Below are 26,798 nucleotides of genomic sequence, written 5' to 3' on the forward strand. Positions count from 1 at the left end.
TAACGCTTACACCGGGGAGGCTTTCAATGATATGGACCCACGAAACAACTGTGGCTGCAGCTGGCAAGGACCGTTCAGCTGGATAGCCGATAATGTCGACACCATCGCAGTTGTCAGCATCGCCTCACACAGCGGCAACTCCATGGACGTCAATGTTGAACAGCTTCTCAAGGGCAAAACCTACGACAAGGTCGTTCGTATCTGGGGAGACCGCGGCTACGAATGCCGCCCACCAGTAGAGCTGTTTCCTCGCAATAGCCGCTGGCTACTCGCCCTACAAACAATCGATAAACTACCAGCCGATAGCTTTGATCCATTCCACCCTGATAGGAGTTTCGGCCGCATCGGCGACTACCAATTACCAGCCTGCGGCGCATACTGGCTCGCCGTTGAGGGAGACCGTGTCTCCGGCAACATCACCTCGATACTAGACTGGGACTACACGCCCGAGATGGATCCCGTACCCATCGCCGTGATAAAAGCCTTCATCGAGGGAAAGGCCGGCTATGCCGACATTATTGGCTACAGCAACGAGATCACAAGCCCCGAGGCGATGATGCGAAAGTCAAAACTCTGGCTAAAAAATCAGCAAGATTGAGCCCCAACAACCCTTCTATATACCCAGCGTCGACCACAACTCATCGACACGCTCGACGACCTCCTGCTTCATCTCAATCGGCTCACCCCACTCGCGCGTGGTCTCCCCCTCCCACTTATTAGTCGCATCAAAACCCATTTTCGACCCCAAGCCAGAGACCGGCGAGGCAAAATCAAGATAATCAATAGGAGTATTCTCAATCATCACCGTGTCACGCGCAGGATCCATACGGGTCGTCATAGCCCAAATCACATCATTCCAGTCTCGCGCATTCACATCATCATCGGTAACAACAACAAATTTTGTGTACATAAATTGACGCAAAAACGACCACACGCCCAGCATCACACGCTTAGCATGCCCCGGGTACTCCTTCTTAATCGTCACTACCGCCATCCGGTAAGAGCAACCCTCTGGCGGCAAGTAGAAGTCGACCACCTCAGGAAACTGCTTCTGAAAAATAGGTACAAAGACCTCATTCAAAGCCAAGCCAAGAATCGCCGGCTCATCCGGTGGCCTACCGGTATAGGTGCTGTGATAGATCGGCTCCTTCCTATGACTGATCACTTCGACAGTAAAGACAGGGAAGGACTCAACCTCGTTGTAGTAGCCGGTATGATCCCCAAAGGGCCCCTCTTCGGCCAGCTCACCTGGCTCTAAATAACCCTCTAATATAATCTCGGCCGTCGCAGGCACATCAAGATCATTGCTCAGGCTTTTTATCAGCTCCGTCTTCGAACCTCGCAATAGGCCCGCAAAACCGTACTCCGACACATTGTCAGGAACCGGAGTCACAGCCCCCAGTGTTGTTGCTGGATCTGCCCCCAGAGCAATAGAGACAGGGTAGCGTTCACCAGGGTGACGCTGTTGGAATTCCCGGTAATCCAATGCTCCACCACGATGGGACAACCAACGCATAATCAGCTTATTCTTCGCAATTTTCTGCATGCGATAGATGCCTAAGTTTTGCCGCTCCTTATTCGGCCCCCGCGTTATAACTAATGGCCACGTCACTAGCGGCCCTACATCACCAGGCCAGCAAGTCATAATGGGTAAACTGTCGAGATCCACCTCATCACCACGTAGGACAACCTCTTGGCACGGTGCCTTGCGAACCATCTTTGGCGCCATGTTGAGCACCTGTTTAAAGATAGGCGCCTTTGACCAGGCATCGCGCAAACCTTTTGGCGGTTCCGGCTGACGCAGGAAAGCAAGTAATTCACCGACCTCGCGCAGGGCGCTTATATCACGCTCCCCCATCCCCAGCGCGACTCGCCGCTCGGTGCCGAATAAGTTGGCCAATACCGGCATAGAGTGCCCTTTGACATTCTCGAACAACAACGCGGGACCGCCTGCTTTTAAAGTACGATCACAGATTTCTGTGATCTCTAAGTTGGCATCGACTTCGACCTTGACTCGCTTTAACTCACCCTCTTTCTCAAGCTGCGCAATGAACTCTCGAAGATCTGTATACTTCATCATCATACCCAATCACTTAGTCGACCAAGACCACACTAAGCGGCCATAAAAAAAGCCGCTAGAGCACACTCTAGCAGCTTCTTAAGTGCAATCTCTAGCCACTAGAAAGCTATTTACCACCCTTCATCGAAAGGAAGAACTCTTCATTCGTCTTTGTTGTCTTCATACGGTCGAGTAAGAACTCTAACGCAGGCAGATCTTCCATAGAATGCAATAACTTACGCAAAATCCACATACGCTGCAGTTCATCTTCACTGGTCAATAACTCTTCACGACGCGTACCAGAACGACGAATGTTAATCGCCGGGTAAACTCGCTTCTCAGCAATACGGCGATCGAGATGCAGCTCTTGATTACCCGTACCCTTGAACTCCTCATAGATGACCTCATCCATTTTAGAGCCGGTATCAACAAGAGCAGTAGCAATAATGGAGAGGCTACCGCCTTCCTCAATATTACGTGCAGCACCAAAGAAACGCTTTGGGCGCTCTAACGCGTGAGCATCAACACCACCGGTCAGAACCTTGCCCGACGAGGGTACAATCGTGTTATACGCGCGCGCCAATCGAGTAATCGAATCCAACAAGATGATCACATCCTTCTTGTGCTCAACAAGACGCTTGGCCTTCTCGATAACCATCTCTGCTACCTGAACATGGCGAGCAGGCGGCTCATCGAAGGTGGAAGCAACTACTTCGGCGCGCACTGAGCGCTGCATCTCGGTCACTTCCTCTGGACGCTCATCGATCAGCAACACAATGACGTAACACTCAGGATTGTTGCGAATGATAGACTGAGCAATATGCTGCATCATTAATGTCTTACCCGCTTTTGGCGGAGCAACAATCAAGCTGCGCTGCCCCTTACCAATGGGGGCAGCAAGATCAATAATCCGACCCGTAAGGTCTTCTGTAGAGCCATTACCAGCCTCAAGCGCCAAACGGTCATTGGGAAACAGAGGTGTTAAGTTCTCAAACAAGACCTTGTTACGCGACTGCTCAGGCGTACTGAAGTTGATCTCAGAAACTTTTAACAGGGCAAAGTAGCGCTCGCCATCCTTAGGGGGACGAATCTTGCCTGACACCGAATCGCCAGTACGAAGGTTGAATCGGCGAATCTGGCTCGGCGAAACATAAATATCATCAGGGCCAGCAAGGTAAGAGCTATCTGCAGAGCGCAAAAAGCCGAAGCCATCCTGCAATATCTCTAATACGCCATCACCATAAATGTCTTCACCGCTCTTGGCGTGACGCTTCAATATGGCAAAGATAATATCCTGCTTGCGCGAGCGACCGATGTTTTCCAGCCCCTGCTCCTTAGCAATATCCATCAGAGCGGGAATAGGTTGTGTTTTAAGTTCAGTAAGATTCATAGACGTAAGAGTTACAAATAGATTTATTCAGAAGGGGCGCGTGAATCGACCGGACACATCAAAGCGAAAGCTTTCATAGGTGGATCAAAAAATGAATTCAGGAGATACGCGATTGGGGATCGTTAATTTTGTAAATTTCTACAAGTATAAGGCAGTTCAATTACCACGTCCAGTGTGGCCAGCAGCCCCTCTTATTCGAGGGGGCTGATCACCGCTGCCTTAAACAAAGACAGCAGGCTTTTTATAGCGAGCCGTCAATAAATTCTTTTAGCTGCGTCTTGGACAGTGCACCAACCTTAGTCGCATCGGCGTTTCCAGCCTTAAACATAATCAAGGTAGGAATACCACGAACACCAAATTTTGTCGGCGTCTCATTGTTGGCATCAACATCAACCTTCACTATCTTAACCTTGCCAGCATACTCATCCGCCAAGTCCTCTAAAACAGGGGCAATCATCTTACACGGCCCACACCATTCAGCCCAAAAATCAACCAATACTGGGATCTCAGAATTTAGTACATCAGCCTCAAAGCTCGCATCCGTAGCCTGAACTATGTTGTCGCTCATTGATAATCTCTCCGATCATTGTTGTGCACTACAGTGAGTACAAATATAAAAGACGGGTAGTGTACCACCCCTACACAATTAACAAAAACTCCTATGGAGCAAGATAAGCACTCCTGCTAGCATTAGCCCACTATTAGCAAGCTAAACCGACTTAGTAACCACATGCAGACCATCGCCGCCCTTGACCTCGGCTCCAACAGCTTCCACCTCCTTATCGCCACCGTTGACGACGGTGTAGTTACCCCTGCTTATCAATGCGGTAAACGCACACAGCTCGGCCTGGGAATGGTGAATCGAAAAATCCACCCTGACGCCATTACTCGCGGCCTTACTTGTATCCACGAGTATATGTCCATCATCCAGCAATACCGTACTGACATCATTCTCACGGCCGCAACATCCGCACTCAGAATCGCCGACAATAGCGACCATTTCTGCCACGAGGCGGCCAAAATATTACAGTGCGATGTTGATATCATCAGCGGCAAACGGGAAGCCGAGCTGATTTATCAGGGCGTACGATCCACAACGCAGGCATCAGGGCAACAGATGGTAGTAGATATAGGCGGCGGTAGCACTGAATTCATTTTGGGCTACAACCACAAGATTCAACAGGCCCATAGCTTAAACGTCGGTTGCCTCAGCCACTTTCAGGCCTTCTACCCAACCTCTGAGCTTAATCGCAGCATCTTCGAGGCTTCCGTCACTAGCGCCAGACAACAAATCAAAACAATCGCCCACCATTATCAGAGCGCAATAGAGCACAACAGCCTTGGCTGCTCCGGCGTCATCGAAGCTGTTGCAGGCGTACTAAAATATCAACACTGGGGGAGAAATATTACCCTCCCTGGTCTCTATCAGGCGAGAGAATCATTACTCAGGGAGTTCAATAATGTAAACGATGTGCGCTATCCGGGCTTAAACAGTGATAGGCGAGCACTCTACGTTGCAGGCCTAGCTATCACTATTGCCATCTTTGAGGAACTAAAGCTCAGTACAATCACTCATACTCAGTCCGCACTCAAAGAGGGGCTAATTTCAGCCTACCTCCTATCTCACTAACTCATTGAGATACTAAGCTTCGCTCTCCGCGGTAGGTACTACGCGAGGGCGGCGCTTATAAGTAATGACCGCAGCCTTAGCCTGCTTACGCGGCTCTTGCAATACGTCGCTACCACCAGGCGCAGCTCCCCCTACAGGCTGACCAAACTGATTGTGGCGAGGCTGCATATTATACTCGTTACGTGTACGACCACTATTGTAACGATTACCCGAAGCACTGTTGCCATGCTCAGAAAAGCTATTACCACTAGGGCGACCGCTCGACTTAGGTTTGTAATCATAGCTGTTAGGGTGCGCCTGCGTGGCATTGCCTTCCGATCGACGCTGGTCGTGCTGGCGCAGGCCGTGCTGACTGCGACGCTGTCTCGGCTGATAGGAGCCGCCCCCACCCAGACCACCTTGATCCGCGCGACTATCGCGCTGAGGGCGTCCATGATTTTCACGCTGCGGCTGCACATCAACAACAATGGGGCCGTTGTGAGGGTTTCGCTGAAAACCGCATTGGGGGCACTTAACAAGCTGATGCTTCTGTGCATTACATTCTGGGCAAGATTCAAATGCCATATTTTTCACACCATTCATTGGGCTTACTTAATAATTTTATTTAACTAAGCTCGGTCAAACAATAAGTGATTACCGAAGACTAACCTCGGCGTAACTCGCCTTCCTTTTCTTCAAGCTCCTCCTGAGCTTCGAGCCACTCCCCCTCCAACGCCTCAACAGCCTGGGTTAGCTCTGCCTGTCGAAGCAGGCTCGTCTGTAACGAGACTTTATTTACATCCTCATAGATTGCCACGTCCGCAAGGGCCGTCTCAACCCCAACAAGCTCTTGCTGCAAACCATCAAGCTTCTTCTCTAAGCTCTGTGCTTTTTTTCGCAGCGGCGCCAACTGACGACGAAGCTCCGCCTCATACTGTCGCTGCGCTTTTCTATCAACACTTCGCCCAACAGTCTCTTGCTCTGGCGACTGCTTGGCCTGCTGTTTCAACTGCTGCAGCAAGCCATGATAGTCATCAAGCGAGCCATCAAACTCACTCACTCCACCCTCTGCTAGCAACCAGAACTGCTCGACACTATTCTTTAATAGGTGCCGGTCGTGCGAGACAACGATTACCGCACCCTCAAACTGCTGTATCGCCACCGTCAGGGCGTGACACATTTCCAAGTCCAGATGGTTTGTCGGCTCATCCAATATCAATAGATTGGGCTTGCTCCAGGCAACAATAGCGAGGGCGAGACGTGCTTTCTCCCCCCCCGAAAAATTAACAATAGAACCTGTCGCGTCCTCACCATGAAAGTTAAAGCCACCTAGAAAATTCCGTATCTCCTGCTCTCTAGCTTTCGGCGTCAAACGCTGTAAGTGCAATAGCGGACTCGCCGACATGTCGAGCGCTTCAAGCTGGTGCTGAGCAAAATAACCGATATGTAAATGCTCACCAGTCAATCGCTCTCCACCCAGCAGCGCCAAGTCACCAACGAGGCTCTTTAACAGTGTAGATTTACCCGCACCGTTGGCCCCCAAGAGACCAATACGTGAACCGGGATGAAGGCGTAAGCTCTGCGTTTCGACGACAACCTTATCACCATAACCTAAACGCGCATCGGTCAATCCCAACAGAGGGTCCGATGTTTTCCCATGAACTAAAAAATGGAATTTAAAGGGGGAGTCGGCATGTGCAGGAGCAATCAGCTCCATTCGCTCCAATTCTTTAATGCGGCTCTGGGCCTGCTTCGCCTTCGTCGCCTTAGCACGAAAACGTCGCACAAAGTCTTGAATTTCCTCAACTCTACGCTGCTGCTTCTCGAAAGCAGACTGCTGTAGCGCCAAGCGCTCTGCACGCTGGCGCTCATAGGCTGAATAATGCCCTCGATAGAGGTGTAATTGCCGCTGCTCTAACGCCACAATTTCATCGACAACGCTATCGAGAAAGTCACGATCATGCGAAACCAAAACCAGTGTACCATCGTAACGCTTCAACCAGTTTTCCAGCCAAAAGCAAGCATCTAGATCAAGATGGTTAGTAGGCTCATCAAGCAACAATAAATCTGACGGGCACATTAACGCCTGCGCCAAGTTGAGCCTAATACGCCAACCACCTGAAAAATCGGCAACAGAGCGCTCTACTTCATGAGAAGAAAACCCCAGACCGTGTAATAGTCGCTGACCACGGAGCTCGGCATTAAAACCATCGACAGCCTCCATCTGCTCTAGCAAACTAGCGTGCGCCTGATGATCTTCTCGAGCCTGAGCGCTTTCGATCTCACACTGCAGATAGCGTAGCTTCGTATCACCATCCAATACGTAATCTATGGCGCGGCGATTCGAGCTTGCCACTTCTTGAGCCATATGCGCGATACGCCACTGCGGGTTAATAGCGAGCTCGCCTGCATCCAACTCCAGCTCACCTTGCAGCAACTTAAATAATGAACTCTTTCCAGAACCGTTGGCACCGATAAGCCCTACTCGCCGTCCTGGGTGAATAGTTAAGTTGGCTTCGCTCAATAGTGGGCGACCACCGCGCAATAGGCTAACATCTGTCAATCGTATCATGGCGGCGCATTCTAACAGGCCGCAGAATACTTGCCACCCCCCCAACGACAACTAACAGAGTGTTACCTACTTTTAATGCCTACAACTCAATATTCTACCCCGAACTGGTTAAGCAGAGACGAGCTATGGCGATACTCGCTTAAGCTCTACTCAAAAGAGGCGGTACGCGATGCATGCCTGCAGCTACAAGAGTACCGACAGCTCAACATCAACGCACTTTTAACATGTTGTTTTCTCGGAGGAAAAGACCTAAAGCTGACCACCAAGGCAGCTAAGGAACTAAGTTTTAACAGACAGTTTCGCCGATGGAATCAAGAAACCACTCAACCACTTCGAGATATCCGCCGGAGGCTAAAGCAAGCGGGGCCAGCATGCCCAGAACAACTAGAGCTATACCGACAGATCACAATAGCAGAGCTCTCCGCAGAGAGAGTAGAGCAGGCCATTATCGCCGCCATACTTAATCAGCACACACTACCCAACGCCGCCGCCCCCTGCTTAACTAACCTCTCACTTTACTGGCAGAACTATCACCCAATGGCAGCCGACACAGAGCTTTTAACCCTCGCACAACAAGCGAGCACTATTTAACCGGATCAAAAATACTTTTAACCAGCTTACGCTTCGGTTTTGGTTTTGGTTCGCTAGCGCCCATTGGCACCGAAATCACCCGTGCTTTTGACGCCTGCTCAGACTTTTTATCACCTTTCTCCGCCATCATCACATCACTCTTCGTTGTACAAGTTAGCTCAGCCTGCGGCACCACTAACTCCAATGACACCTGTTCAGGCTCAGCAGCACTGCCGATCTCCTTGACTTTCGCCTCTACAGCCTTCGCGCTAGCCTTCGCATCAACAGGCTCCTTGCGAGGACGGCCACGACGCTTTACAGCACCACTCGGGCTCTCGGCGCGTACTGTCAAGGTCTCTGCTGGCTTCGCTTTAAGCGACGCTACTGTCGCGTCGCTACTCTCGGATTGAACCGGTGGCGCTAATTTCTTCACCACGCTTCCCGGAACCGATACAACCGCAGCATTTAGCTTCTCCGAAGGTGACGATTTGCGCACCACAAGGTCCAGGTCAGTAGATACGCGATCGACAATTGCTTGCCGCGCCTTATCGCACTTCTGCTGCCGTTTAGCATCTACCAAGGCAGCCTGAAGCTGTTTTAGCTCAGCTTTCAAGCCCACGATCAAGTCATTTTGCTCACCGAGATTAAGCACTGCCCTCTCCAGCTGTCGCTCAGTCGCCGCCGTAGACTTAAGTTTTTTCTTAGCTTTAACCTCCACCAACTTATTCGCCAGCAATTTCTTTTTCGCTGTTGCCGCTAACTGCTTTTTCTTAAGCTTATCGATATCTTTTTGCAGCTTTATCAATCGCTGCGCCTTCGCTTTTGCCAGCTTCAGCTGTAAGGCCACAAGCTCACCTTCCATTACAGCTAGGTTATCTAACTCTGCTAGGGCCGACCTTTTCTTTAACGCCATAATCCAATCAACCTAAGTAAAAACTCTAAGAAATGCCGGCATTATATATGGCTCGCCTACGTTATACATTAGCCTTTAATGCTTTATTAACCGTTTCTAGTCTCCTATAAAAAATCAATCGATCTCCCGCCCCCTCATGGAACCATCTCTCACAGACATAGTCGAAGGTTATTGTATTAGTACCCAGCCTATATTATCTGCTGCGAGTGATACGCACGACCTTTTCATTAACTGTCTGTTTGTTATCGTTTTCAATCCGTGCATAATACAGACGTCACGCAGCTGTAAGGCTGCAACTACAAATCCTAAAACATTTGACCGTTGTTACCACAGGAATACAACATGAAAAAAAGACTCTTATGTCTCGCCATTGCCGGCATCGTTCTTGTCGGCTGCAAAGAAGAAGCTGCTACAGACGTCGCCACAGCCACACCAACATTTGAAAGTAGCACCAATCAAGCTTCCTACGGCATGGGTCTGCGCGTAGGACAACAGGTTAAAGAGACCAGTATGCCCTTCGATAGCGACAGTTTTGTCGCTGGTTTAACAGACGGTATTAGCGGTGCCGAGCCCAAGGTTCAAGAGGAGCAAATCATCGCCGCAATGCAAAAGCTCGGCGAAGATATGCAGAAAAAGCTGCAGGCTGAGAAGACCGCCGCTGCCGAGAACAACAAAACAGAGGGAGCAACCTTCCTCGCTGCCAACGGCGCTAAAGACGGCGTTGTCACCACCGACAGCGGACTTCAATACAAGGTACTTACCAAGGGCGAAGGCACTAAGCCTAGTGCCACTTCAGTGGTCGAAGTCAACTATCGCGGCACACTAATCGACGGCACTGAGTTTGACAGCTCATACACTCGCGGTGAAACAGCTAAGTTCCCGGTCAACGCCGTTATTGCTGGCTGGACAGAAGCATTGCAACTCATGCCTGTCGGCTCTAAATGGGAACTCTACATTCCATCCGAGCTTGCCTACGGCCCCGCAGGCAGCCCACCTATCGGCCCTAACGCCACCCTTATCTTTGAAGTCGACCTCATCGGCATCGAAGGCGAGAAAGCCGCGACCGACGCAGAGAAATAACCCTCTACTCGCTAATATCTAAAGCGCGAGAAAACAGCCCTAGCCGGGTAGCCTGCTAGGGCTACCCCCTAGTTATTAGGCCACTTGTGATTGATGCCTGTAATGTAACTGCTCCAACAAATTATCCTCTAGGTCAAAGCGAGTAGACATTATTTCACCCAAGGCAGACAGGTCATCCTGCAGCCCCTGCGAACGCAAGCTCCCGCCTGCGCATCCATCATACTGATCGTTAAACGATAAGGCCTTCACCGTGGTACCCTCAAGTTGCGGATAAATATTGGCCGCAAACTCTACGCCACCATCGGCAAACTCCTCCGCTTCACCGAGCAACAGGTCAAACACTTCAAAATGCCCGGCACAAATATAATCCATCAATATCTGACAGAACTGCTCGAGCTCTTTTGCCGCTGGTTTAAGTTTTTTGCCTCCCGAAGCAGAGCCAAGCCCCTCGCTTAAAGTTGCACTAAGGTTGCAGTATTTGACAAGTAACTGGCTCCTCTCTAGCAACCAGTCCGCCACAACAACTTCCACCCCTCCCCAGCGCTCTTGCCTGCTCTTACATTTTTCCAACATAACGCCCCTCCCTATATTAGCTAATGCTCACTCTTTGATGAGCGTTTTATATGCCACCCCTCTCCATCTGTACCTCCCTACTACTCTCACACGTACGGTAAGAACAACGAGAGCGCACTATCAGAAGAGCCTCCTCCATGAGAGGGCTACTAACTATATCTACCCGCAACGAGTTAATAGTTATTATTATTAGAAGACGTTTACGATCTCCAATAGCTTTTTGTTATTAACTTTCCGCTGCTAACAACTATCAGAATGGATGAGGTACGAAAAATAACTAGACAACGACAAAACCAACACCGTTAAGCTAAAAACCATACCGCGACCAACGGCAATACCAACGCAGTAAACAAGCCCGTTAGACCTAACGCCAAACTACTGAAGGCACCCGCTGTCTGCGACAACTCAAAGGCCCTGGCAGTACCAACGCCGTGCGCACTGAGGCCATAGATCACGCCCTTAATACGATCATCGTCGATACCAAACAGTCGAAAGACAAGAGGTGCCGTCACAATGCCCGCTATACCCGTTACGATTACCGCTCCGGCCGCCAACTGTACAACCCCTCCCAACTCATCAGCCAAGCCCATCGCAATAGGTGTCGTAACTGATTTGGGGGCCAACGATATCAACGTCTCAAGCGAGCCCCCTAGGAACCAGGCAATAGCCACTGCAAAACCTGCCGCAACACTTGCCCCGAGCACAATCACGATTGCCAGACGCCACCACAGACTACGAATATGCCGAAACTGCAAATATAACGGCAGAGCCAAGGCAACAGTGGCAGGCCCCAACATATAATACAGCAAGGTATTAGCAGTAAAGTACTGACGGTAGGGGATATCAAGCAGCGAAATAACCAAAGCCACTAATGCCACAGAGACCAGCATCGGGTGCAAGAACAGTAGTTTTCCTGCTCGGTTATAGAGACTTTGACTCAACTGAAAAGCCGCCAGCGTCAACACCAAGGCAAACAGCGGTGAATGCAATAACGAATAACCATCACTAGACATCGGCCACCTCGCTACGAGGCTTCAACAGAGCTTTAAGCAGCACCGCCAAAACCACTTGCGTCAACAAAGTACCAAGCACACAGGCACCGATGATGGCCGGCCACTGATCATCGAAGCGGGACGCCAAGAAAAAGATACCCACTGAGGACGGAAGAAACATCAGCGTCAAGTGACTAATCAATCCCTGACAGACCACCGACACATCATTATCCGCACCTTTAAACAACAGCAATCCAGCAAAGAAAATTATCATGCCGAATACAGGCGCAGGTACCGGCAATGACAGCGCCTCTTTTACGACCTCGCCTATTAGCAAACAACCAAAAACAACCAACAAACCTTTTAACATCAACGCCTACTCACTCAATCACCACACTATAATACCGTGACGGGCTTGTAGCCACGCAGTAGCTGCCATAGCCCCAACATAAACAAACCGGCAAAGGCCACCAACGTCCAACCAGGAATGCTAATCCCCATAAACGTCCAAACCACCTCAGCACAGTTACCATCCCCCTTCAGCATAACCTCCAAAGCTTTCGTGAAGGGAAACGTCTCGAACATATAGTCAATGCTGGGACCACAAGTCGGAGCCAGCTCAGCAGGAAGGCTTTGCAGGTGAAGCTGTCGCATACTAAAGCCACCGCCAATTAAAGCGCTGAGCGCCACCAAGAAAGCGTAAACACGTGTACCAATAAGCGCCGGGCTGTGCAGGTAAGCTAACAGTGCCCAGACCCCCGTTAAGATAATAAACACACGTTGTGTCATACATAACGGACAGGGCTCTAACCCCAACATGTACTGCATAAAATAGCCCACAGCCATGAGGCCACAGCAACCTAAAAAGATCACTAAGTTGGTCTGACGAATCGAAGGGAGCTGCATTGAAAATTCCTCTATTTGGCCTCTGCCGTTTATGGGAGCTCTATTAAGCCCAAAAAGTTTACTGTATGAGAAAGACAACACACTCTACCGCGACGTTCCCTAGGTAGAGTTGCTGTCAGTCAGTTAAATGTCCGCCAAGCTATCATATTGACGGTAATAATCGCTCAGAAAGTCTTTAAACGGCAACTCTTGCTCGCTCTCCACTGTCTGCAAACGCTCGATCGACTGCGTCGCCTGCCGGGCACAAAGATCGGCATCCTTAGCCGCCATAGGCTGCTGGAGGTAGAGTTGTTGCTGACGTTTTGACTGATCCATCGCAAAGTGAAAGTAACCAACTCCAGCCTTAGTCATATCGGCCAAGATTCTCGCCGATGGCGTCTTCTCCGGGTCCTCCAGCTTCTCTCTCTGCTGCTGTAGAGCCTGGCGGTAATCATCACCGTCGAACACTTGATCAAACTGTTCGGCAATGCCGGCCATCTTATCAAGCATCTCCAGCCCCCAGTCTGTAAGCACCTTACACTCACCACAAAAATTTAGCTGCAACCCTGGTCGTCGCCCCTCGTTAACGACCAACTTTAGGTTGGCTGCCGAGGTATGAAACTCACGTTCCGACATCTCTGCATCACTTCCCAGCAGACAGGCTAACAAAAACTGATCGATGAACTTTAATTGGGCAGAATCCATCCCCAATGGCGAATAAGGATCTAGATCAAGACAACGCACCTCAATGTATTCGATACCTCGCTCATAGAGTGCGTTAATAGGGGTCTCACCAGGCTTTGTCACACGCTTGGGGCGAATACTCGAATAAAACTCGTTCTCTATCTGCAATAAGTGTGTCGACAACTGACGGTACTCACCATCATCACCGACGACACCAATCGCCTGATACTCAAGATGCGGTGTCGTTAAGGCCTGGTGCAGCGGCCGAATATAATCTTCTAAGGTGTTATAACTAACAGTCAAATCTTCCTGCGCACTGCTTTGATAACCAAGGTCGCCCATACGCAGCGAAGTACCGAAGGGCGCATAGAAGGTCCCTTGATTAAACTCCTCCAAGCTACCTGCCACCCCTCCAACAAAGCTCTTGCAAAGCGCAGGTGAGGCACCAAACAGATAAACTAACAGCCAACTATAGCGATGGAAATTCCTAATAATGCGCAGGTAGTTCGCATCCTTAAACGCTTGCAGCGTCCTCTTATCACCTTCGGCCTCCTGCAGCGCCAACCAAAAACTATCGGGTAACGAAAAATTATAGTGGATGCCTGCAATAGTTTGCATCGCCTTACCGTAACGGTGTGCCAACCCCTGCCGATAGACAGTCTTCATCTTACCGTTATTACTCGAGCCGTATTGACCTATAGGGATACTATCATCACCTTTCAACACGCAGGGCATACTCGCCACCCACAACAACTCACCCTCCTCTTGGAGCACTTGATAGGTATATTGGTGCAACCTTTCGAGGTCTGCCAGAGCGCTATCCACATCGTGATAGACGGGAGTGATAAATTCGAGTAAAGCTTCACTATAATCAGTAGTGATCGCCTCGTGCGTCAGAGCCGCCCCTAACTCCAGCGGGTGTGGACGCTCAGATAGCCGCCCCTGAGGCGTTACCCGCAGACACTCTTTCTCAATGCCACGACCTATATCCGCTAGTGTTTGCTGGATCTTAGGTTGCGCTAACGTCGCCAGGCGCTGTTGATATTGACTAGACAAACTCATCACTCCTGCCCGCCGAAGGCGAACTTCCTACTATGTTATCGATAGTTAAACTATGCGAAACAAGCTACATTACGAATGTTGTTTTAATTATAAGTCAGATAAAGACACGTGATATTAATTGCTACAAGGTAGACCACGCTTCTTACTGTCCATTAACAAGCTACGTATCTGCTTACCGTCCGGCGTCGTAGTATCAACAACAATAAAATCTTTGATGCACAGCGCGCGATGCTGAGATTTCTTCGGCGACATACGAAACTCCTCGCCCGGCTCCAATATCAATGAACTGTACTCAGCAACTACAGCACCATCCCTACTGTCCGAATGACGAATATAACCATAAAAATCTAGGACAAATACTGTCACTAACACAGTCAATATAGCGGTGAGCACATAATATTTAGGGTCCGACTTCATCGGCATATCTCCTTAACGAATAAGTGCCCTGCATTGTACGAGCCGAACCAAAAATAAGCACCCTAAATCCCCTCCCGCCGATAGATTAATGCACACAATCATTGCGTTATACCAAGCTCTTTGACGCAACCAAAACTATAACGATGCGTAACTACCATCACGAGCCGCAGTCGGCACTAGCAAGTATCAAACGCTGTGGTAACATAACTGAAAATATTAATAATTAGCCTATAAGGCCAAGTCACTGAGGACTCCTAGGATGAACCCTGAAAAAGAGAACAAGATCTTCGTCGTTGTCGATCCCAGCCAGGAGCGGCACTTCGCCCTCGAACGAGCCATTATTACAGCAAGCTTTCGCGAGCCCCGCGCAGCCCTTCACATACTTGTTGCCGTCGACGCAGAACATACCGACACCACTATAAAAAACAACAACCTCTTTCGCACCACAGACTGGTTCTACCAACTAGCCAAGCCTGTTGAGGAAGCTGGTATCGAGTTTGATGTCGAGTTCTGTTGGAGCGGTGATTGGTACGGCTCAATTATCAAGGCCTCAGAAAGCAGCAACAGCAACCTTATCCTTCTGCCTTTAATGCATCGTCCAAGCGACAGCCTTTGGGTTAACGAATCGATCTGGAAACTGCTACGCACCTCAGCCCTGCCAGTACTCATGGTACAGCCTGGGGCAGAAATGCGTCGCAAGACCATTCTTGCAGCTGTCAACTTTCAGGGCAGAAAAGAAAAATACCGATCCCTCAACGATGACATCATCTATCGAGGGCGCTGGATGGCAGAAAAGTATGACGCAGAACTGCATATCGTCAACGCGTACAAAGACTCACTAAGCTACCCAGACCGCTCGGCGCTGGCGCGTGAAACCGGTGTTAACAGCAACCACATTCACGTCGTCAATGGCACTCCCGAAGACGTCATCGCAACAATGTCGAAAGAGCTACAAGCAGACGTCACCATAGTCGGCACACTCAAGCGTAGCAATAGCTGGCGCGGCAACACCTCTGAGAAGGTTATTTCCCGTCTACAAGGCGACATCCTCACGCTCAACTAAAGACCTCCCCTACCCCTCAAAAGCACCTGCCCTTAGATAGGTGCTTTTCCGTACCCGCTCATAATTTACACAGCTGCATTTAATACTTTCACTGCCCCACCCGCCTGGGTGGTTTTTTTTTGACTCACAACAATAGACAGCTCATGCAATATCGTTAGAATGCGCAGCTTCTCGACAAGGATGCGTCGAAGCATGATTGTGACTTGTTGTCTTTTGATAAAGCACAATCTATTTAATAGAGGGTTAATACTTGGTTGAGTTTACTCTCGAGTATTATTACGACCTTCGGCCAGCTTAACAGCTGGCTTTTTTTTACAAAAAATTTAACAAGTCAAAAAAGTACTTGGTAACCCGGCCTATACTTCCAGCAAAAAAGTAACCGGACCATCGTTTAATAACGACACCTGCATATCAGCACCAAACTCGCCCGTCGCCACGCCAGCCGTATGTAAGCAGCCACACTGCGCCACCACATAATCATAAAGCTGCTTCGCCAATTCTGGTGTCGCCGCTGTAGAGAACCCCGGCCGCAAGCCCTTGCGCGTATCCGCGGCGAGGGTAAACTGCGAAACCAACAACACACCTCCGGCTATATCAGTCACACTCAGATTCATTTTGCCTTCTGCATCGGCAAACATACGATAAGCCAACAACTTCTTCAGCAGCTTGTCCGCTTTTGCTTGATCATCTTCACGCTCGACACCCAGCAATACCAACATACCCGAGCCGATCTCACCAATAACATCACCAGCCACTTCAACACGCGCATGGCTCACACGCTGTACCAGCGCTCGCATACTTTACCTCCTGCTATCATCAAGGAAGCGAAAACAACGGGTTCTCGCCTACCTGGGCATACTACACAACTAATCTGCAGAAAAGTAATCGACCGCTAAAGCAAGATAGCCTCAATAATCTTCTTCATCGAGAAAGCGCTGCGAAAGATCCCTACTGGCACGAATCATCGCATCAATAATGCTCGCCTCCCCTCCCGCATGACCAGCATCACGAATTATATTCAGCTGCGACTCAGGCCAAGCACGATGCAGCTCCACCGCAGATTCAAGCGGTGAAACCATATCGTAGCGGCCATGAATAATGATGCCCGGCACGCCGTGTAATTTCTTCGCCGCCTCAATAATTTCATTGTCGGCCAGAAAACCATTATTGAGGAAGTAGTGGGTCTGAATTAACGCTAACGCCATCGCTCTATGTGGCTCAACATATTGCTCTACCACCTTAAGACTTGGCCTCAAGGTAGCGCAACGAGCCAACCACAACGCCCACGACTTGGCGGCAGACATCCTCACCAAATCATTTTCACTATTCATTAGCTGATGGTACGACTGTACACAGTTCTGTTGCTGCGAGGCGCTAAGAGGTTGCAGATAGTCCTCCCAGTAATCAGGGAAAATACGACTTGCCCCTCCTTCCTGATAGAGCCATGCAATGTCTCTCCGACGACAAAGAAACACCCCCCGTAATAGCAACGCCATAACACGAGAGGTAAATTTCTGAGCATATAGCAAGGCTAACGTAGCCCCCCAAGCCCCGCCGCAGACCACCCATCGCTCAATGGCAAAAAAGCATCGAATCGCCTCCATATCTTCGATCAAAGCCTGGGTTGTATTGCCTTCAAGCTCGGCATAGGGGGTGCTACGACCACAACCGCGCTGGTCGAATAAGATAATGCGATATTTATCCGGATCAAACAGCGTACGGTTCTTAGCCACACCCGTCACACCAGGGCCGCCGTGCACAACGAGCACAGGTAGTCCATCGGGGTTACCACATTCTTCTACGTAGAGCTCATGGGGGGCGTCGACCATGACACGGTGGCGGGCGTAGGGCTTAATATCAGGGTAGTGAACTAACATAGGCTGGCCATTGATCAGAGGTTATAAAAAGTGAGTGGCCGATAGGACGCACCAAGTTCACTTCCGATTATAATAGATGATGAGCCAAGAAAACCAATGGATATTTTATATCTTTTTGAAAATACTACTATTTACAACAAAAAACTATAATAGAAGACTCAACCATTCCTGTGTTGATATTGAACCATCGAATTGCAGTAATAGAAGTAACGCAAGCACCGACAAATAAACCAGATACTCAACAGAGCCGCCAACGAGACGTGAGCAACGTCGTGATAAATTCGAAAACTGCGATCTTTTAAAAAGCTTATTCATAATAATCACTTGTCCGGCCCGTTTTAATTTTTGTTCAGACGAATTATTACAAAATGTTATTATTTCCTTAATTGGTAAATATACCTACACGTAAGACAGTTAAAACAAAAAAGGAGGCTAAGCCCCCTTTTTTATTAGAAATTTTACCCCAAAAAAAACTTACTCATTACTGATACCAACGATTATCCATGGCGCGCTCGGGTCACTTAGCTTACGCTCCAAATGCCAGACATCGTTGATCGCCTCCTCCGAGCCGTCACTCAACTCACGGCAACGCCCCGTATATTTCACGCTCAGACAGGCCTCACCAAACACTTGGTCCGCACGCACCAGCTCTGCATTCACGTACAACACCTGAGTCTGCGGATCATCTCCCAAGCTCTTACGTTCACTGACCAAACTCTGGTAAAGCTCCGCACTGACATACTCCTGCACCATCTTGAGGTTATTTTCATTCCACGCTTTCTGAAGTACATTGTAGTGGCCGCGTGCACCCTCGAGAAAAGCCTCTACGTCAAACCCCTGCGGGACATTAAAGGGGATCTCTTCCGCCGCCTGCTCCGCCGTCGACGAGAAACCATGGTTAGAGGTGCCACTCTGCTGCCCAAAAGGCTGCTGTGCCTGACGCTGCTGACCACTAGCAGAGGCCGCTGCAGCAGGCTCTCGCTCAAACGCCGAAAACGGCCCCGCTTGAGCCTGTGGCTGACGACGACGACGACGCAGAAACCAAACAATAGCAAAGGCAATGGCGGCAATAATTAATATATCGCCCATCTGTAGCCCCTCAAAAGCACCGCCAGCAAACAAAGAGGCTAACAACCCTCCGGCCAACAAGCCACCCAACAACCCACCCATCATGCCACGCTTACTAGAGCGCTGCTGTTTCGATGCATCCTGCTGTTTGCGCTGCTGACTCTGCGCACTACTGGGCTGCTTTGGCGCCGTCTTGTATTGCTTACCAAACGAGCCGCCACCAAACCTTTTCTTTGCAAACGCCTCCGGTGCCTGCATGGCTAACACGAGGAACATCGCCATAAAAATCGCTAAATAACGCATCAAATCCCTACCTGATCTCTGTGAATATCGGGTCATCTTAGAGCACCTTTGCGGCAAGTCAATATAAGTTACCCGGCTTAGCGCGATAAATCGCCAGCAACAAAAAAGGCGCCCTAAGGCGCCTTTTTATCTAGCGGTATTATCGATCGCCAGAAAGTTACTTCTTCTTGTTGCGACGACGCTCGTTCTCAGTAAGGAACTTCTTACGAATACGAATCGACTCAGGCGTCACCTCAACCAACTCATCATCTTCGATGAATTCTAGCGCCTGCTCCAATGTCTGCTTGATATAAGGCACCAGGGTAAGCGCCTCGTCAGTACCAGAGGCACGTACGTTAGTCAGCTGCTTCGCCTTAGTAGGGTTTACCGCAAGGTCGTTAGAGCGCGTGTGAATACCAACGATCTGACCTTCATATACTTCAGTATTGGCCGTCACCAGTAGGCGCCCACGATCCTGAAGGAAGTACAAACCATAGGCCAAAGTCTTACCTTTCGCCATTGAGACAAGAACACCGTTCTGACGCTCACCAGCCTCACCACCCTTAACAGGACCGTAGTGATCGAAGATGCTATTCATGATGCCCGAACCAGAGGTCAGCGTCATAAACAAGGTGCGGAAGCCGATCAATCCACGCGCAGGGATAATGTACTCAAGACGAATACGACCCTTGCCGTCTGGCTCCATGTTGGTCAACTCACCTTTACGGTTACCCATTTCCTCCATGATAGAACCCTGATGCGGCTCCTCAACGTCGATGGTAACGTGCTCAAAGGGCTCGCTAAGAACGCCGTCGATAGTCTTCTGAATCACTTCTGGACGAGAGACACCCATCTCGAAGCCTTCACGACGCATAGACTCGATTAGTACCGATAGATGAAGCTCGCCACGACCCGAGACAATAAACTTATCCGGAGTATCACCCTCTTGTACGCGCAGCGCAACATTGTGGATAAGCTCTTGATCCAAGCGGTCTTTGATGTTTCGCGTAGTAACAAACTTACCTTCTTTACCAGCAAAGGGCGAATCGTTTACCTGGAAAGTCATGGTTACCGTCGGCTCATCAACACTCAGCGCCGGCATAGCAACAACATGCTCTGGGTCACAGATAGTATCGGAGATTTTCAGTTCACCAAGACCGGTGATACAAACGATATCACCAGCACTAGCTTCCTGTACCTCAACTCGATCCAGCCCTTGATAACCCATCACGCCGAGCACCTTACCCTTGCGCTGCTTTCCGGGTTCGTTGGCGTTCTCAATTACGACCTGTTGATTAGGCTTAACACGACCGCTGGTAATACGACCAACACCGATAACACCAACATAACTGGAGTAATCTAGGGCAGATATCTGCATCTGTAGCGGGCCTTCAATATCAACCTTAGGCGCCGGCACGTTATCGACAATCATCTGCATCAGCGGCGTCATATCATCAGCCAGGTCGTCAGCTTCCAGGCCAGCAACACCGTTCAGTGCCGAAGCGTAGATAACAGGGAAGTCTAACTGCTCATCTGTCGCACCAAGTTTGTCGAACAGCTCGAACACTTGATCCATGGCGTAATCTGGACGAGCACCTGGACGGTCAACCTTGTTGACAACAACAATTGGGTTCAAGCCCTGCTCGAACGCTTTCTGCGTCACAAAGCGGGTCTGTGGCATCGGTCCATCAACGGCGTCAACCAACAATAGAACAGAATCAACCATCGACATGACGCGCTCAACCTCACCACCGAAGTCGGCGTGGCCCGGTGTGTCGACAATATTGATGCGATAGCCATTCCAGTTGATAGCAGTATTCTTTGCTAAGATGGTAATGCCACGCTCTTTCTCTTGGTCGTTACTATCCATGACGCGCTCGCCGCCCTGGTTACGCTCTAGCGTACCAGATTGCTCGAGTAGCTTGTCTACAAGCGTAGTCTTACCATGGTCAACGTGGGCTATGATGGCGATATTTCTAAGTTTATCTGTCACTACACTGTATTCCTAGCTAGGCGGCCGACGAGAAGTTAGGCTGCGAAAAAAAGTGAGAAATTATACACATTTTTGGCTGAAATCAACACAAGTAGTTACACCTATTTGCCTAAGTAGAGAGTTCATGTTTTATTGTCTGACATGTTGGCCCCTAACTAACTAATAAAATACCATTCATACTCGAGGATCTATCGTGAGCAACAGCGAACAACGCAGCCAGTGGTCTGGCCGATTTGCCTTCATCATGGCTGCCACCGGCTCTGCCGTCGGCCTTGGTAACATCTGGAAATTCCCCTATATCACCGGTGAAAACGGTGGCGGCGCCTTCGTGTTGATGTACCTCGTCTGCATCGCCCTGGTAGGAATCCCCATACTCATGGCCGAAATCATGATCGGCCGTCGCGGACAAAAAAGCCCTGGTGAGTGCTTCGGCGATATTGCCGACAAGGAAAAATCCAGCAAAGCCTGGCGCATCGTCGGCGGCGCCGGCTCATTAACCGCCTACCTCATTCTCACCTTTTATTCCGTCATCGGTGGCTGGACTCTCAACTACCTATCCATGGCAATAAGTAATACCTTTGCCGGCTTACCCCCCGCCTCTATCGAGAACATCTTCGGTGAGATGCTAGCCAATCCACTCGAGATGCTGGCTTGGCACAGCGTATTTATGGTTTCTATTGCCGTCGTGGTTATGCGCGGGCTTAATAAGGGCATCGAACGAGCTGTCGTCGTGCTCATGCCTGCAATGATGATTCTTATCGTCGGCTTAGTGCTCTATGGCGCCTTCGGCACCACCGGCTTCAACCAGAGCATGGACTTCCTCTTTAGCGTCGACTTCAGCAAGATCACCGGTGAAGCCTTCCTTACCGCACTCGGCCACAGCTTCTTCACCCTGAGTCTCGGTATGTCGGTAATGATCGCCTACGGCTCACATCTACCGAAGAACATCTCCATAGCGCGTGCTGCGATTAGCATTAGCGCACTCGACACCATCATTGCACTGCTTGCAGGCCTGGCGATTTTTGCCATCGTCTTCGATAATGGCCAAGACGTCTCTGCCGGCCCTGGCCTCATTTTCCAGAGCCTACCTATCGCCTTCTCTGAGATGAACGGCGGCTTCATTGTCTCCATCGCCTTCTTCTTCCTACTGCTGTTTGCCGCTTGGTCTTCCGCCGTCTCACTTCTCGTCCCACCTGTCGAGCGCATGGAAAGTAAGGGCATCAGCTTGGGCAAATCCACTTGGCTGGTCGCTGGCACCGCCTGGGCTATCGGTATCCTCGCGCTACTATCGTTTAATGTCCTCGGCGACTTCAAACTATTTGGCATGGGCATCTTTGACCTGCTCGACTACCTCACCGGCAAGTTGTTATTACCGCTAGTCGGCCTCATGGTAGCAATCTTTGCGGGCTGGGTGATGTCGTACAACACCACGACCAAAGAGCTTGGCCTGAACGGTCTCGGCTATATCGCTTGGCGCGTACTGACCCGCTTTGTCGCCCCAGCGCTCGTCGTCGTCGTCTTTATCTACGGCCTCGGTATCTTCTAAAGCTACCTCCAAGTAGCCCGGTGAGCGCGTTCGCTTACCGGGTTTTACCACGGTCTGACGACAACAGCCTTCAGCTATTTCTGCGCTACCTCTATCAGCCTCTATCCAGTCAAGCTTGCCCTACTATCTCAAGCCCCACAGACTAGGTTATCAGTGACAAGAAAGGCACTACGCTAAATAGAGGCCGCCCTAAAAGGGATGATTGACCATCACCCAGAGGTTCGTCCCCTCTTCCGAGTGCGCAACATCAGTACGCACCACAATACCGGCCATCATCGCCCGTAAAGAAAAGCCAAAGTCGGTTTTAACCTCTTGTAGCAACTCATCAGCACGATACTCCGCCCCCACTCGCCCCGCCTCAACAAAGGCCACGAGCTGAAACCAATCTATCTTAGCAAACTGCAACCACCGCACATCGGTCGCAGGGTTATAGCGCAGCGTATAGCGATACTCGGCGGTACCGTAGATCGCCGCCTTGTCGTGAAAGCGGTGCTGATCATAACCCCGCATGCGGTAGAAGCCCCCCAGGTTAGCCCCCTCATTAAAAGGCGCACCGCCGGCCACTCGACTGGCCCCAGAGGCATCGTAGTCCAGCTGCCACGAAGGCGAGTAACCCGTCCAAAAGTTCAGCGCGACAATGCGCTGATGTGCATAGCGCGAGCTGCCTAGAGAGAAATATTTACTGGCTTCAAGTTCAACAAAGCTCCAGGAGTGATCAGACTCCAGCCAACCGTAGTCGCGGCTGATGGCAATGTATTGCCGACTCCCCTTTGAAGGGTTGAGCGGAAAATCAGTGTTGTCATAAAGTAAACCTAACTCAACACCGTGCACCGCCCCATCAATTTTGCCGCTCTCCTGCTCATAGCTCTGGTAGCGATTAAACTGGCGCAACATCAGCACGCTAGCACCACTACTCAGCGGGTCCCAACGCTCCCCGCCACTAGGCTCAGAGACCAGTAAACCCTCTCGAGTGTGGTAGTTGACCAGGCCGCGCTCTCGCGTCGCACCGATAGGCAACGCCAACTCCAGCTTCATCTCCCACCAATTCGATGCTCCATCGGCCTGAACATACTGCTGGTCAGTGGAGCTATTAGCACCTGGGCGCGGCATACCGGCAGGAGTATAACTATTGCGGGTGCTCGCATAGGCTCTCTGATCCGGGTAATACCCCTGCATGCCGATTGCACTGAAATACAGTCGATTGGTACCTGGCAGCCGATAGTTCCACACTCCTAAGGCAACAGCCTGACTAACGTCGCCAGCAAAAGCGGTGGCACCTATCGACATCTGCTCCTGATAGTAACCACTGCGCATACCCCCAAGCCCAAGGTTAAGGCCCATCGTATCGGTAGAGAAGGCATAGGGAAGCAGCAAGCTCTCAGCCGCATCGTCGGGCGTCTCCTGCCGATCGATCGAGCTTTTCACGCTGGCGGCTGGCAACGCCTCAACGCTGGCACTAACGAACAGCACAAGCAGAGGAGCAATAAAAAGAGATCTTGAAAAATCAGTGACAAAACAGCCCATAGCACTCTCGTTATGTTTATTAACACAATCGATTGTAATGCCGATGCCGCGATAAAGATATCCTCTCGCTGCTGGTACTGCCCCCCCTAAAAAAGAAAGCCCCGCATATGCGGGGCCTCAGTCAGCAGCAGACATTTCGCTCAGGCTATCTGGCTAAGCCAGCTCGTCTGCCATCTCACGTAGCTTATTCTTAGCGACTTTCTCCAGCGCCGCCCGCGGGAAATCTTCGACTATGTGGATCGCTCGGGGCACTTTGAAGTCGGCGAGATTCGCGGCACAGTGAGCAATGATCTGCTCACAAAATTCTGCATCGCTTTCCGGCGCCCCGAAGCCCTTGATCACAAAGCCTACGGGCACCATATCCAGCATCTCATCGCGACGGGCAACGATGGCGATCTCACCGATGCCCGGCACCTGCATGCAGACCTCTTCGACCTGACGTGCGGAAACATTTTCCCCCCCAACCTTTAACGCGTCCTTATCGCGATCACAGAAGAAGAAGTCCCCCTCCTCGCCGAGACGTACCCTGTCGCCAGTCTTAAACCAACCGTCATCGGTGAATGCCTTATTATTGGCCTCCTCGTTATCGTAATACTCGAGGAATATCTGCACACCGCGCGTCGCCTTCACCCACAACTCGCCGATCTCTCCCTGCTCGCAGATGGCTCCGGTTTCCTCGTTGACGATGGCCAACTGATAGCCCGGAGTGGGCTTGCCAATAGAGTGCTGCGGCCAATCATGAACAAAGTCGGAACGAGTCGCATGAGTCACCGTCTCCGTCATCCCCCAGCTCGCAAAAGGCTCACAACCCAGCCAGCCGCCGATTTCCTTCCAGATGATACCCATCGGAATCACTCGCAGCGTATGCTGCTCAGGCACCGCCTGTGCGCCAATCGCCTTAAACACGAAGGGAATCATCGAGCAGTGGGTGACTTGATGCTTTTCAATCACCTGCCAAAAACGGCTAGCCGAGAACTTCGGCTGCAATATTGCCGTCGCACCGACCCCCATCGCCCCCCAGAAGGCCCAGCTCTGCGCGTTGACATGAAAAAACGGCAGGAAGGCGAGGTACTTGTCATCCTGACGAAGATCCATCGAAGACGCCCCCATCTTACCCGACCACAGCGCGTTAGCATGGGTGTGCACTACCGCCTTCGGCAAACTGGTCGTGCCGGAGGTAAACATGATGCCTGCGGGCAGCATCGGTTCAGCAGGACGCTCAGGGACGACACTCGCATCACCATACAAGGTGTCGAAGAGTGGTAAATCACTCACCTGCTCGGCGCTGGCCGGCTCACCAGAGTTGTCCTCCGTCACCACTAGCCAGCCAATATGCTTGGCATTATCCGCCACCTGTTGCGCATACTGTGGCTGAGTGATGGCACCGACCGCCTTAGTGTGATCCGCAAAGTAGGCTATTTCGCCACCGACACTGCGGGTATTAGTGGTAACACCGATCGCCCCTAACTTGGCGCAGGCATACCAGGCCAGCACCATTTCGGGACAGTTATCGCAGTGCAACAACACTTTGTCGCCCTTCTTAACACCCTTGGCATAAAGGCCGCCCGCTAACTTCGCCACCTCCTCGTCAAAACGCTTGTAGGTCCAGGTCTGATCGTTACCGCTACGCGGCTCCCAGACCAAAAAGGGATGATCAGGCCGGTGCGTCGCCCAGTGCTTAAGTTTCCACGGAATGTCTTGGCCTGCATACTCGAACAATTCGGCCGCTCGGGAGAGATCGGTCATACCTTTGCTCCATCTGAAAATTTCTATTATTTGTTTGCTCATCGCGGCATGGGCTTGCACAGGTCGAGGCAGTCGACGGCGCGGAGCTTAACACTGATTATATTTAGGCGGCATAACAGCGGCTAGGTGATTACCTGCCGCTAGGGGCTGACATTCCTGCTCATTACGATATGAAGAAACCCCCCTTTTCCTTGTCCAGCATCAACAAAGCCGGTTGCAGACGCAAGTCAGTACAGTAGAATCCCCTCCCTCACAAATTGATCATCTCTCAACAGTCTTCGAAGGACCTGTTTTATGGCACTGAAAAATACCCATAGTAGCTTCGGCCTCACCACTAAAATGATCCACTGGGCGATGTTTATCCTCATCCTAATGACGATCGTCGGCGGTTATCAGCTAGATGGCATGCCTGACGGTGACGCAAAGTGGGCCGCCTTCGACGAACACAAGAGCTTTGGTGCCCTCATACTCATCCTCGCACTGGCTCGCCTGGTATGGCGCTTCATCAACGTCGTACCGACCTTTGATAGCTTGACCGCCAGCGAACACCGTAAGGCCGTCGCCATGCAATGGTTGCTATATCTGCTATTCATCGCCCAGCCACTCAGCGGCGTCATCATGAGCCAGGCTGGCGGTCGCCCGGTCAGCTTCTTCGGTCTGTTCAACCTGCCGACTATCGTAGCGGAAAGCAAGGCTATCGGCAGCTTTGCCCACAGCCTTCACCTGTGGGTCTGGATCGCGCTGAGCGTCGCCATCGGTCTACACATCTTGGCAGCGTTACGCCATCAGTTCATCCTCAAGAATGATGTACTAAGCAAGATCACCCACGGTTAATCAAGCCCCGCGGATCAGAGCGCGCAGCGCACGCTTGGATCCGCTATGCTATGACCCTA

25 protein-coding genes are annotated in these 26,798 nt (G+C 50.7%); 7 read left to right on the forward strand and 18 right to left on the reverse strand.

Features of this window, described 5'->3' with window-relative positions; genetic code table 11:
• The first annotated feature begins 31 nt into the window (after positions 1-31).
• Positions 32-598, forward strand: a complete 567-nt coding sequence (locus EDC56_RS11815) for a hypothetical protein (protein WP_148059398.1) — start codon at positions 32-34, stop codon at positions 596-598.
• Between the two features lie 15 nt (positions 599-613).
• On the opposite strand, the gene ubiD is transcribed toward EDC56_RS11815, so the two are convergent.
• The 3 genes from ubiD to trxA all read right to left on the reverse strand — a co-directional run bounded on the left by ubiD (position 614) and on the right by trxA (position 4,017).
• Entirely contained in the window at positions 614-2,077 is a 1,464-nt protein-coding gene (gene ubiD / locus EDC56_RS11820) for a 4-hydroxy-3-polyprenylbenzoate decarboxylase (RefSeq protein ID WP_123712906.1), read from the reverse strand.
• Between the two features lie 109 nt (positions 2,078-2,186).
• Positions 2,187-3,449 (reverse strand): transcription termination factor Rho, encoded by a 1,263-nt coding sequence (gene rho / locus EDC56_RS11825; RefSeq protein WP_123712706.1) that lies wholly within the window; start codon positions 3,447-3,449, stop codon positions 2,187-2,189.
• Between the two features lie 241 nt (positions 3,450-3,690).
• The gene (trxA, locus tag EDC56_RS11830) at positions 3,691-4,017 is read right to left on the reverse strand and encodes a thioredoxin TrxA (RefSeq protein WP_123712707.1); all 327 of its coding nucleotides are present in this window, start codon (positions 4,015-4,017) and stop codon (positions 3,691-3,693) included.
• A gap of 162 nt (positions 4,018-4,179) precedes the next feature.
• Between trxA and EDC56_RS11835 the strand changes: the two genes are divergently transcribed.
• Entirely contained in the window at positions 4,180-5,079 is a 900-nt protein-coding gene (locus tag EDC56_RS11835; RefSeq protein WP_123712708.1) for a Ppx/GppA phosphatase family protein, read from the forward strand.
• A gap of 12 nt (positions 5,080-5,091) precedes the next feature.
• Here the strand turns inward: EDC56_RS11835 and EDC56_RS11840 are convergent, their stop codons facing one another.
• Positions 5,092-5,643, reverse strand: coding sequence for a hypothetical protein (locus EDC56_RS11840; RefSeq protein ID WP_148059399.1), 552 nt, complete (start codon positions 5,641-5,643; stop codon positions 5,092-5,094).
• A 79-nt stretch (positions 5,644-5,722) separates the two neighbouring features.
• Complete coding sequence (locus tag EDC56_RS11845; RefSeq protein ID WP_123712710.1) at positions 5,723-7,630, reverse strand: ABC-F family ATP-binding cassette domain-containing protein; 1,908 nt, start codon at positions 7,628-7,630, stop codon at positions 5,723-5,725.
• A 75-nt stretch (positions 7,631-7,705) separates the two neighbouring features.
• Here EDC56_RS11845 and EDC56_RS11850 point away from each other — a divergent pair, with 75 nt between their 5' ends.
• On the forward strand, positions 7,706-8,221 hold the full coding sequence (locus tag EDC56_RS11850) for a TIGR02444 family protein (RefSeq protein ID WP_123712711.1): 516 nt from the start codon (positions 7,706-7,708) through the stop codon (positions 8,219-8,221).
• On the opposite strand, the gene EDC56_RS11855 is transcribed toward EDC56_RS11850, so the two are convergent.
• Entirely contained in the window at positions 8,214-9,113 is a 900-nt protein-coding gene (locus EDC56_RS11855; protein ID WP_148059400.1) for a hypothetical protein, read from the reverse strand. The genes EDC56_RS11850 and EDC56_RS11855 overlap by 8 nt on opposite strands.
• 342 nt (positions 9,114-9,455) lie before the next feature.
• Here EDC56_RS11855 and bamJ point away from each other — a divergent pair, with 342 nt between their 5' ends.
• Complete coding sequence (gene bamJ, locus EDC56_RS11860) at positions 9,456-10,193, forward strand: BamJ family beta-barrel-assembly machinery protein (RefSeq protein WP_123712713.1); 738 nt, start codon at positions 9,456-9,458, stop codon at positions 10,191-10,193.
• 75 nt (positions 10,194-10,268) lie between these two features.
• Here bamJ and rsd read toward each other — a convergent pair whose 3' ends face one another.
• From rsd to EDC56_RS11890, 6 genes are all read right to left on the reverse strand, one after another.
• Positions 10,269-10,766, reverse strand: a complete 498-nt coding sequence (gene rsd, locus EDC56_RS11865; RefSeq protein WP_123712714.1) for a sigma D regulator — start codon at positions 10,764-10,766, stop codon at positions 10,269-10,271.
• Positions 10,767-11,068: 302 nt separating this feature from the next.
• Entirely contained in the window at positions 11,069-11,779 is a 711-nt protein-coding gene (locus EDC56_RS11870; protein WP_123712715.1) for an LrgB family protein, read from the reverse strand.
• Positions 11,772-12,128, reverse strand: coding sequence for a CidA/LrgA family protein (locus EDC56_RS11875; RefSeq protein WP_123712716.1), 357 nt, complete (start codon positions 12,126-12,128; stop codon positions 11,772-11,774). The genes EDC56_RS11870 and EDC56_RS11875 overlap by 8 nt, the downstream gene beginning before the upstream one ends.
• A gap of 26 nt (positions 12,129-12,154) precedes the next feature.
• The gene (locus tag EDC56_RS11880; protein WP_123712717.1) at positions 12,155-12,664 is read right to left on the reverse strand and encodes a disulfide bond formation protein B; all 510 of its coding nucleotides are present in this window, start codon (positions 12,662-12,664) and stop codon (positions 12,155-12,157) included.
• A gap of 123 nt (positions 12,665-12,787) precedes the next feature.
• A complete protein-coding gene (gene gshA / locus EDC56_RS11885) occupies positions 12,788-14,383 on the reverse strand; it encodes a glutamate--cysteine ligase (RefSeq protein WP_245980687.1) in 1,596 nt (531 codons plus the stop codon).
• A gap of 120 nt (positions 14,384-14,503) precedes the next feature.
• Entirely contained in the window at positions 14,504-14,806 is a 303-nt protein-coding gene (locus EDC56_RS11890) for a PA3694 family proteiin (RefSeq protein ID WP_148059401.1), read from the reverse strand.
• A 259-nt stretch (positions 14,807-15,065) separates the two neighbouring features.
• On the opposite strand from EDC56_RS11890, the gene EDC56_RS11895 reads away from it, so the two are divergent.
• Entirely contained in the window at positions 15,066-15,869 is an 804-nt protein-coding gene (locus tag EDC56_RS11895) for a universal stress protein (protein ID WP_123712720.1), read from the forward strand.
• Positions 15,870-16,225: 356 nt separating this feature from the next.
• On the opposite strand, the gene dtd is transcribed toward EDC56_RS11895, so the two are convergent.
• The 4 genes from dtd to typA form a co-directional block, all read right to left on the reverse strand.
• Positions 16,226-16,666: a D-aminoacyl-tRNA deacylase gene (gene dtd, locus EDC56_RS11900; protein ID WP_123712721.1), complete on the reverse strand. Its 441-nt coding sequence runs from the start codon at positions 16,664-16,666 to the stop codon at positions 16,226-16,228.
• Positions 16,667-16,777: 111 nt separating this feature from the next.
• On the reverse strand, positions 16,778-17,746 hold the full coding sequence (gene pip, locus EDC56_RS11905; RefSeq protein ID WP_123712722.1) for a prolyl aminopeptidase: 969 nt from the start codon (positions 17,744-17,746) through the stop codon (positions 16,778-16,780).
• 474 nt (positions 17,747-18,220) lie between these two features.
• Positions 18,221-19,117, reverse strand: coding sequence for a Tim44 domain-containing protein (locus tag EDC56_RS11910; RefSeq protein WP_123712723.1), 897 nt, complete (start codon positions 19,115-19,117; stop codon positions 18,221-18,223).
• A gap of 157 nt (positions 19,118-19,274) precedes the next feature.
• Positions 19,275-21,089, reverse strand: a complete 1,815-nt coding sequence (typA, locus tag EDC56_RS11915; protein WP_123712724.1) for a translational GTPase TypA — start codon at positions 21,087-21,089, stop codon at positions 19,275-19,277.
• Between the two features lie 193 nt (positions 21,090-21,282).
• Between typA and EDC56_RS11920 the strand changes: the two genes are divergently transcribed.
• On the forward strand, positions 21,283-22,635 hold the full coding sequence (locus tag EDC56_RS11920; RefSeq protein WP_211333662.1) for a sodium-dependent transporter: 1,353 nt from the start codon (positions 21,283-21,285) through the stop codon (positions 22,633-22,635).
• A 189-nt stretch (positions 22,636-22,824) separates the two neighbouring features.
• On the opposite strand, the gene EDC56_RS11925 is transcribed toward EDC56_RS11920, so the two are convergent.
• Together EDC56_RS11925 and EDC56_RS11930 are read right to left on the reverse strand one after the other, a co-directional pair.
• Positions 22,825-24,159: a BamA/TamA family outer membrane protein gene (locus EDC56_RS11925; protein ID WP_123712725.1), complete on the reverse strand. Its 1,335-nt coding sequence runs from the start codon at positions 24,157-24,159 to the stop codon at positions 22,825-22,827.
• Positions 24,160-24,312: 153 nt separating this feature from the next.
• Positions 24,313-25,905, reverse strand: a complete 1,593-nt coding sequence (locus EDC56_RS11930) for a class I adenylate-forming enzyme family protein (protein ID WP_123712726.1) — start codon at positions 25,903-25,905, stop codon at positions 24,313-24,315.
• A 294-nt stretch (positions 25,906-26,199) separates the two neighbouring features.
• Here EDC56_RS11930 and EDC56_RS11935 point away from each other — a divergent pair, with 294 nt between their 5' ends.
• A complete protein-coding gene (locus EDC56_RS11935; protein WP_123712727.1) occupies positions 26,200-26,739 on the forward strand; it encodes a cytochrome b in 540 nt (179 codons plus the stop codon).
• Positions 26,740-26,798: the final 59 nt, after the last annotated feature.

It is taken from the genome of Sinobacterium caligoides (genome assembly GCF_003752585.1).
Taxonomy (GTDB): domain Bacteria; phylum Pseudomonadota; class Gammaproteobacteria; order Pseudomonadales; family Sinobacteriaceae; genus Sinobacterium; species Sinobacterium caligoides.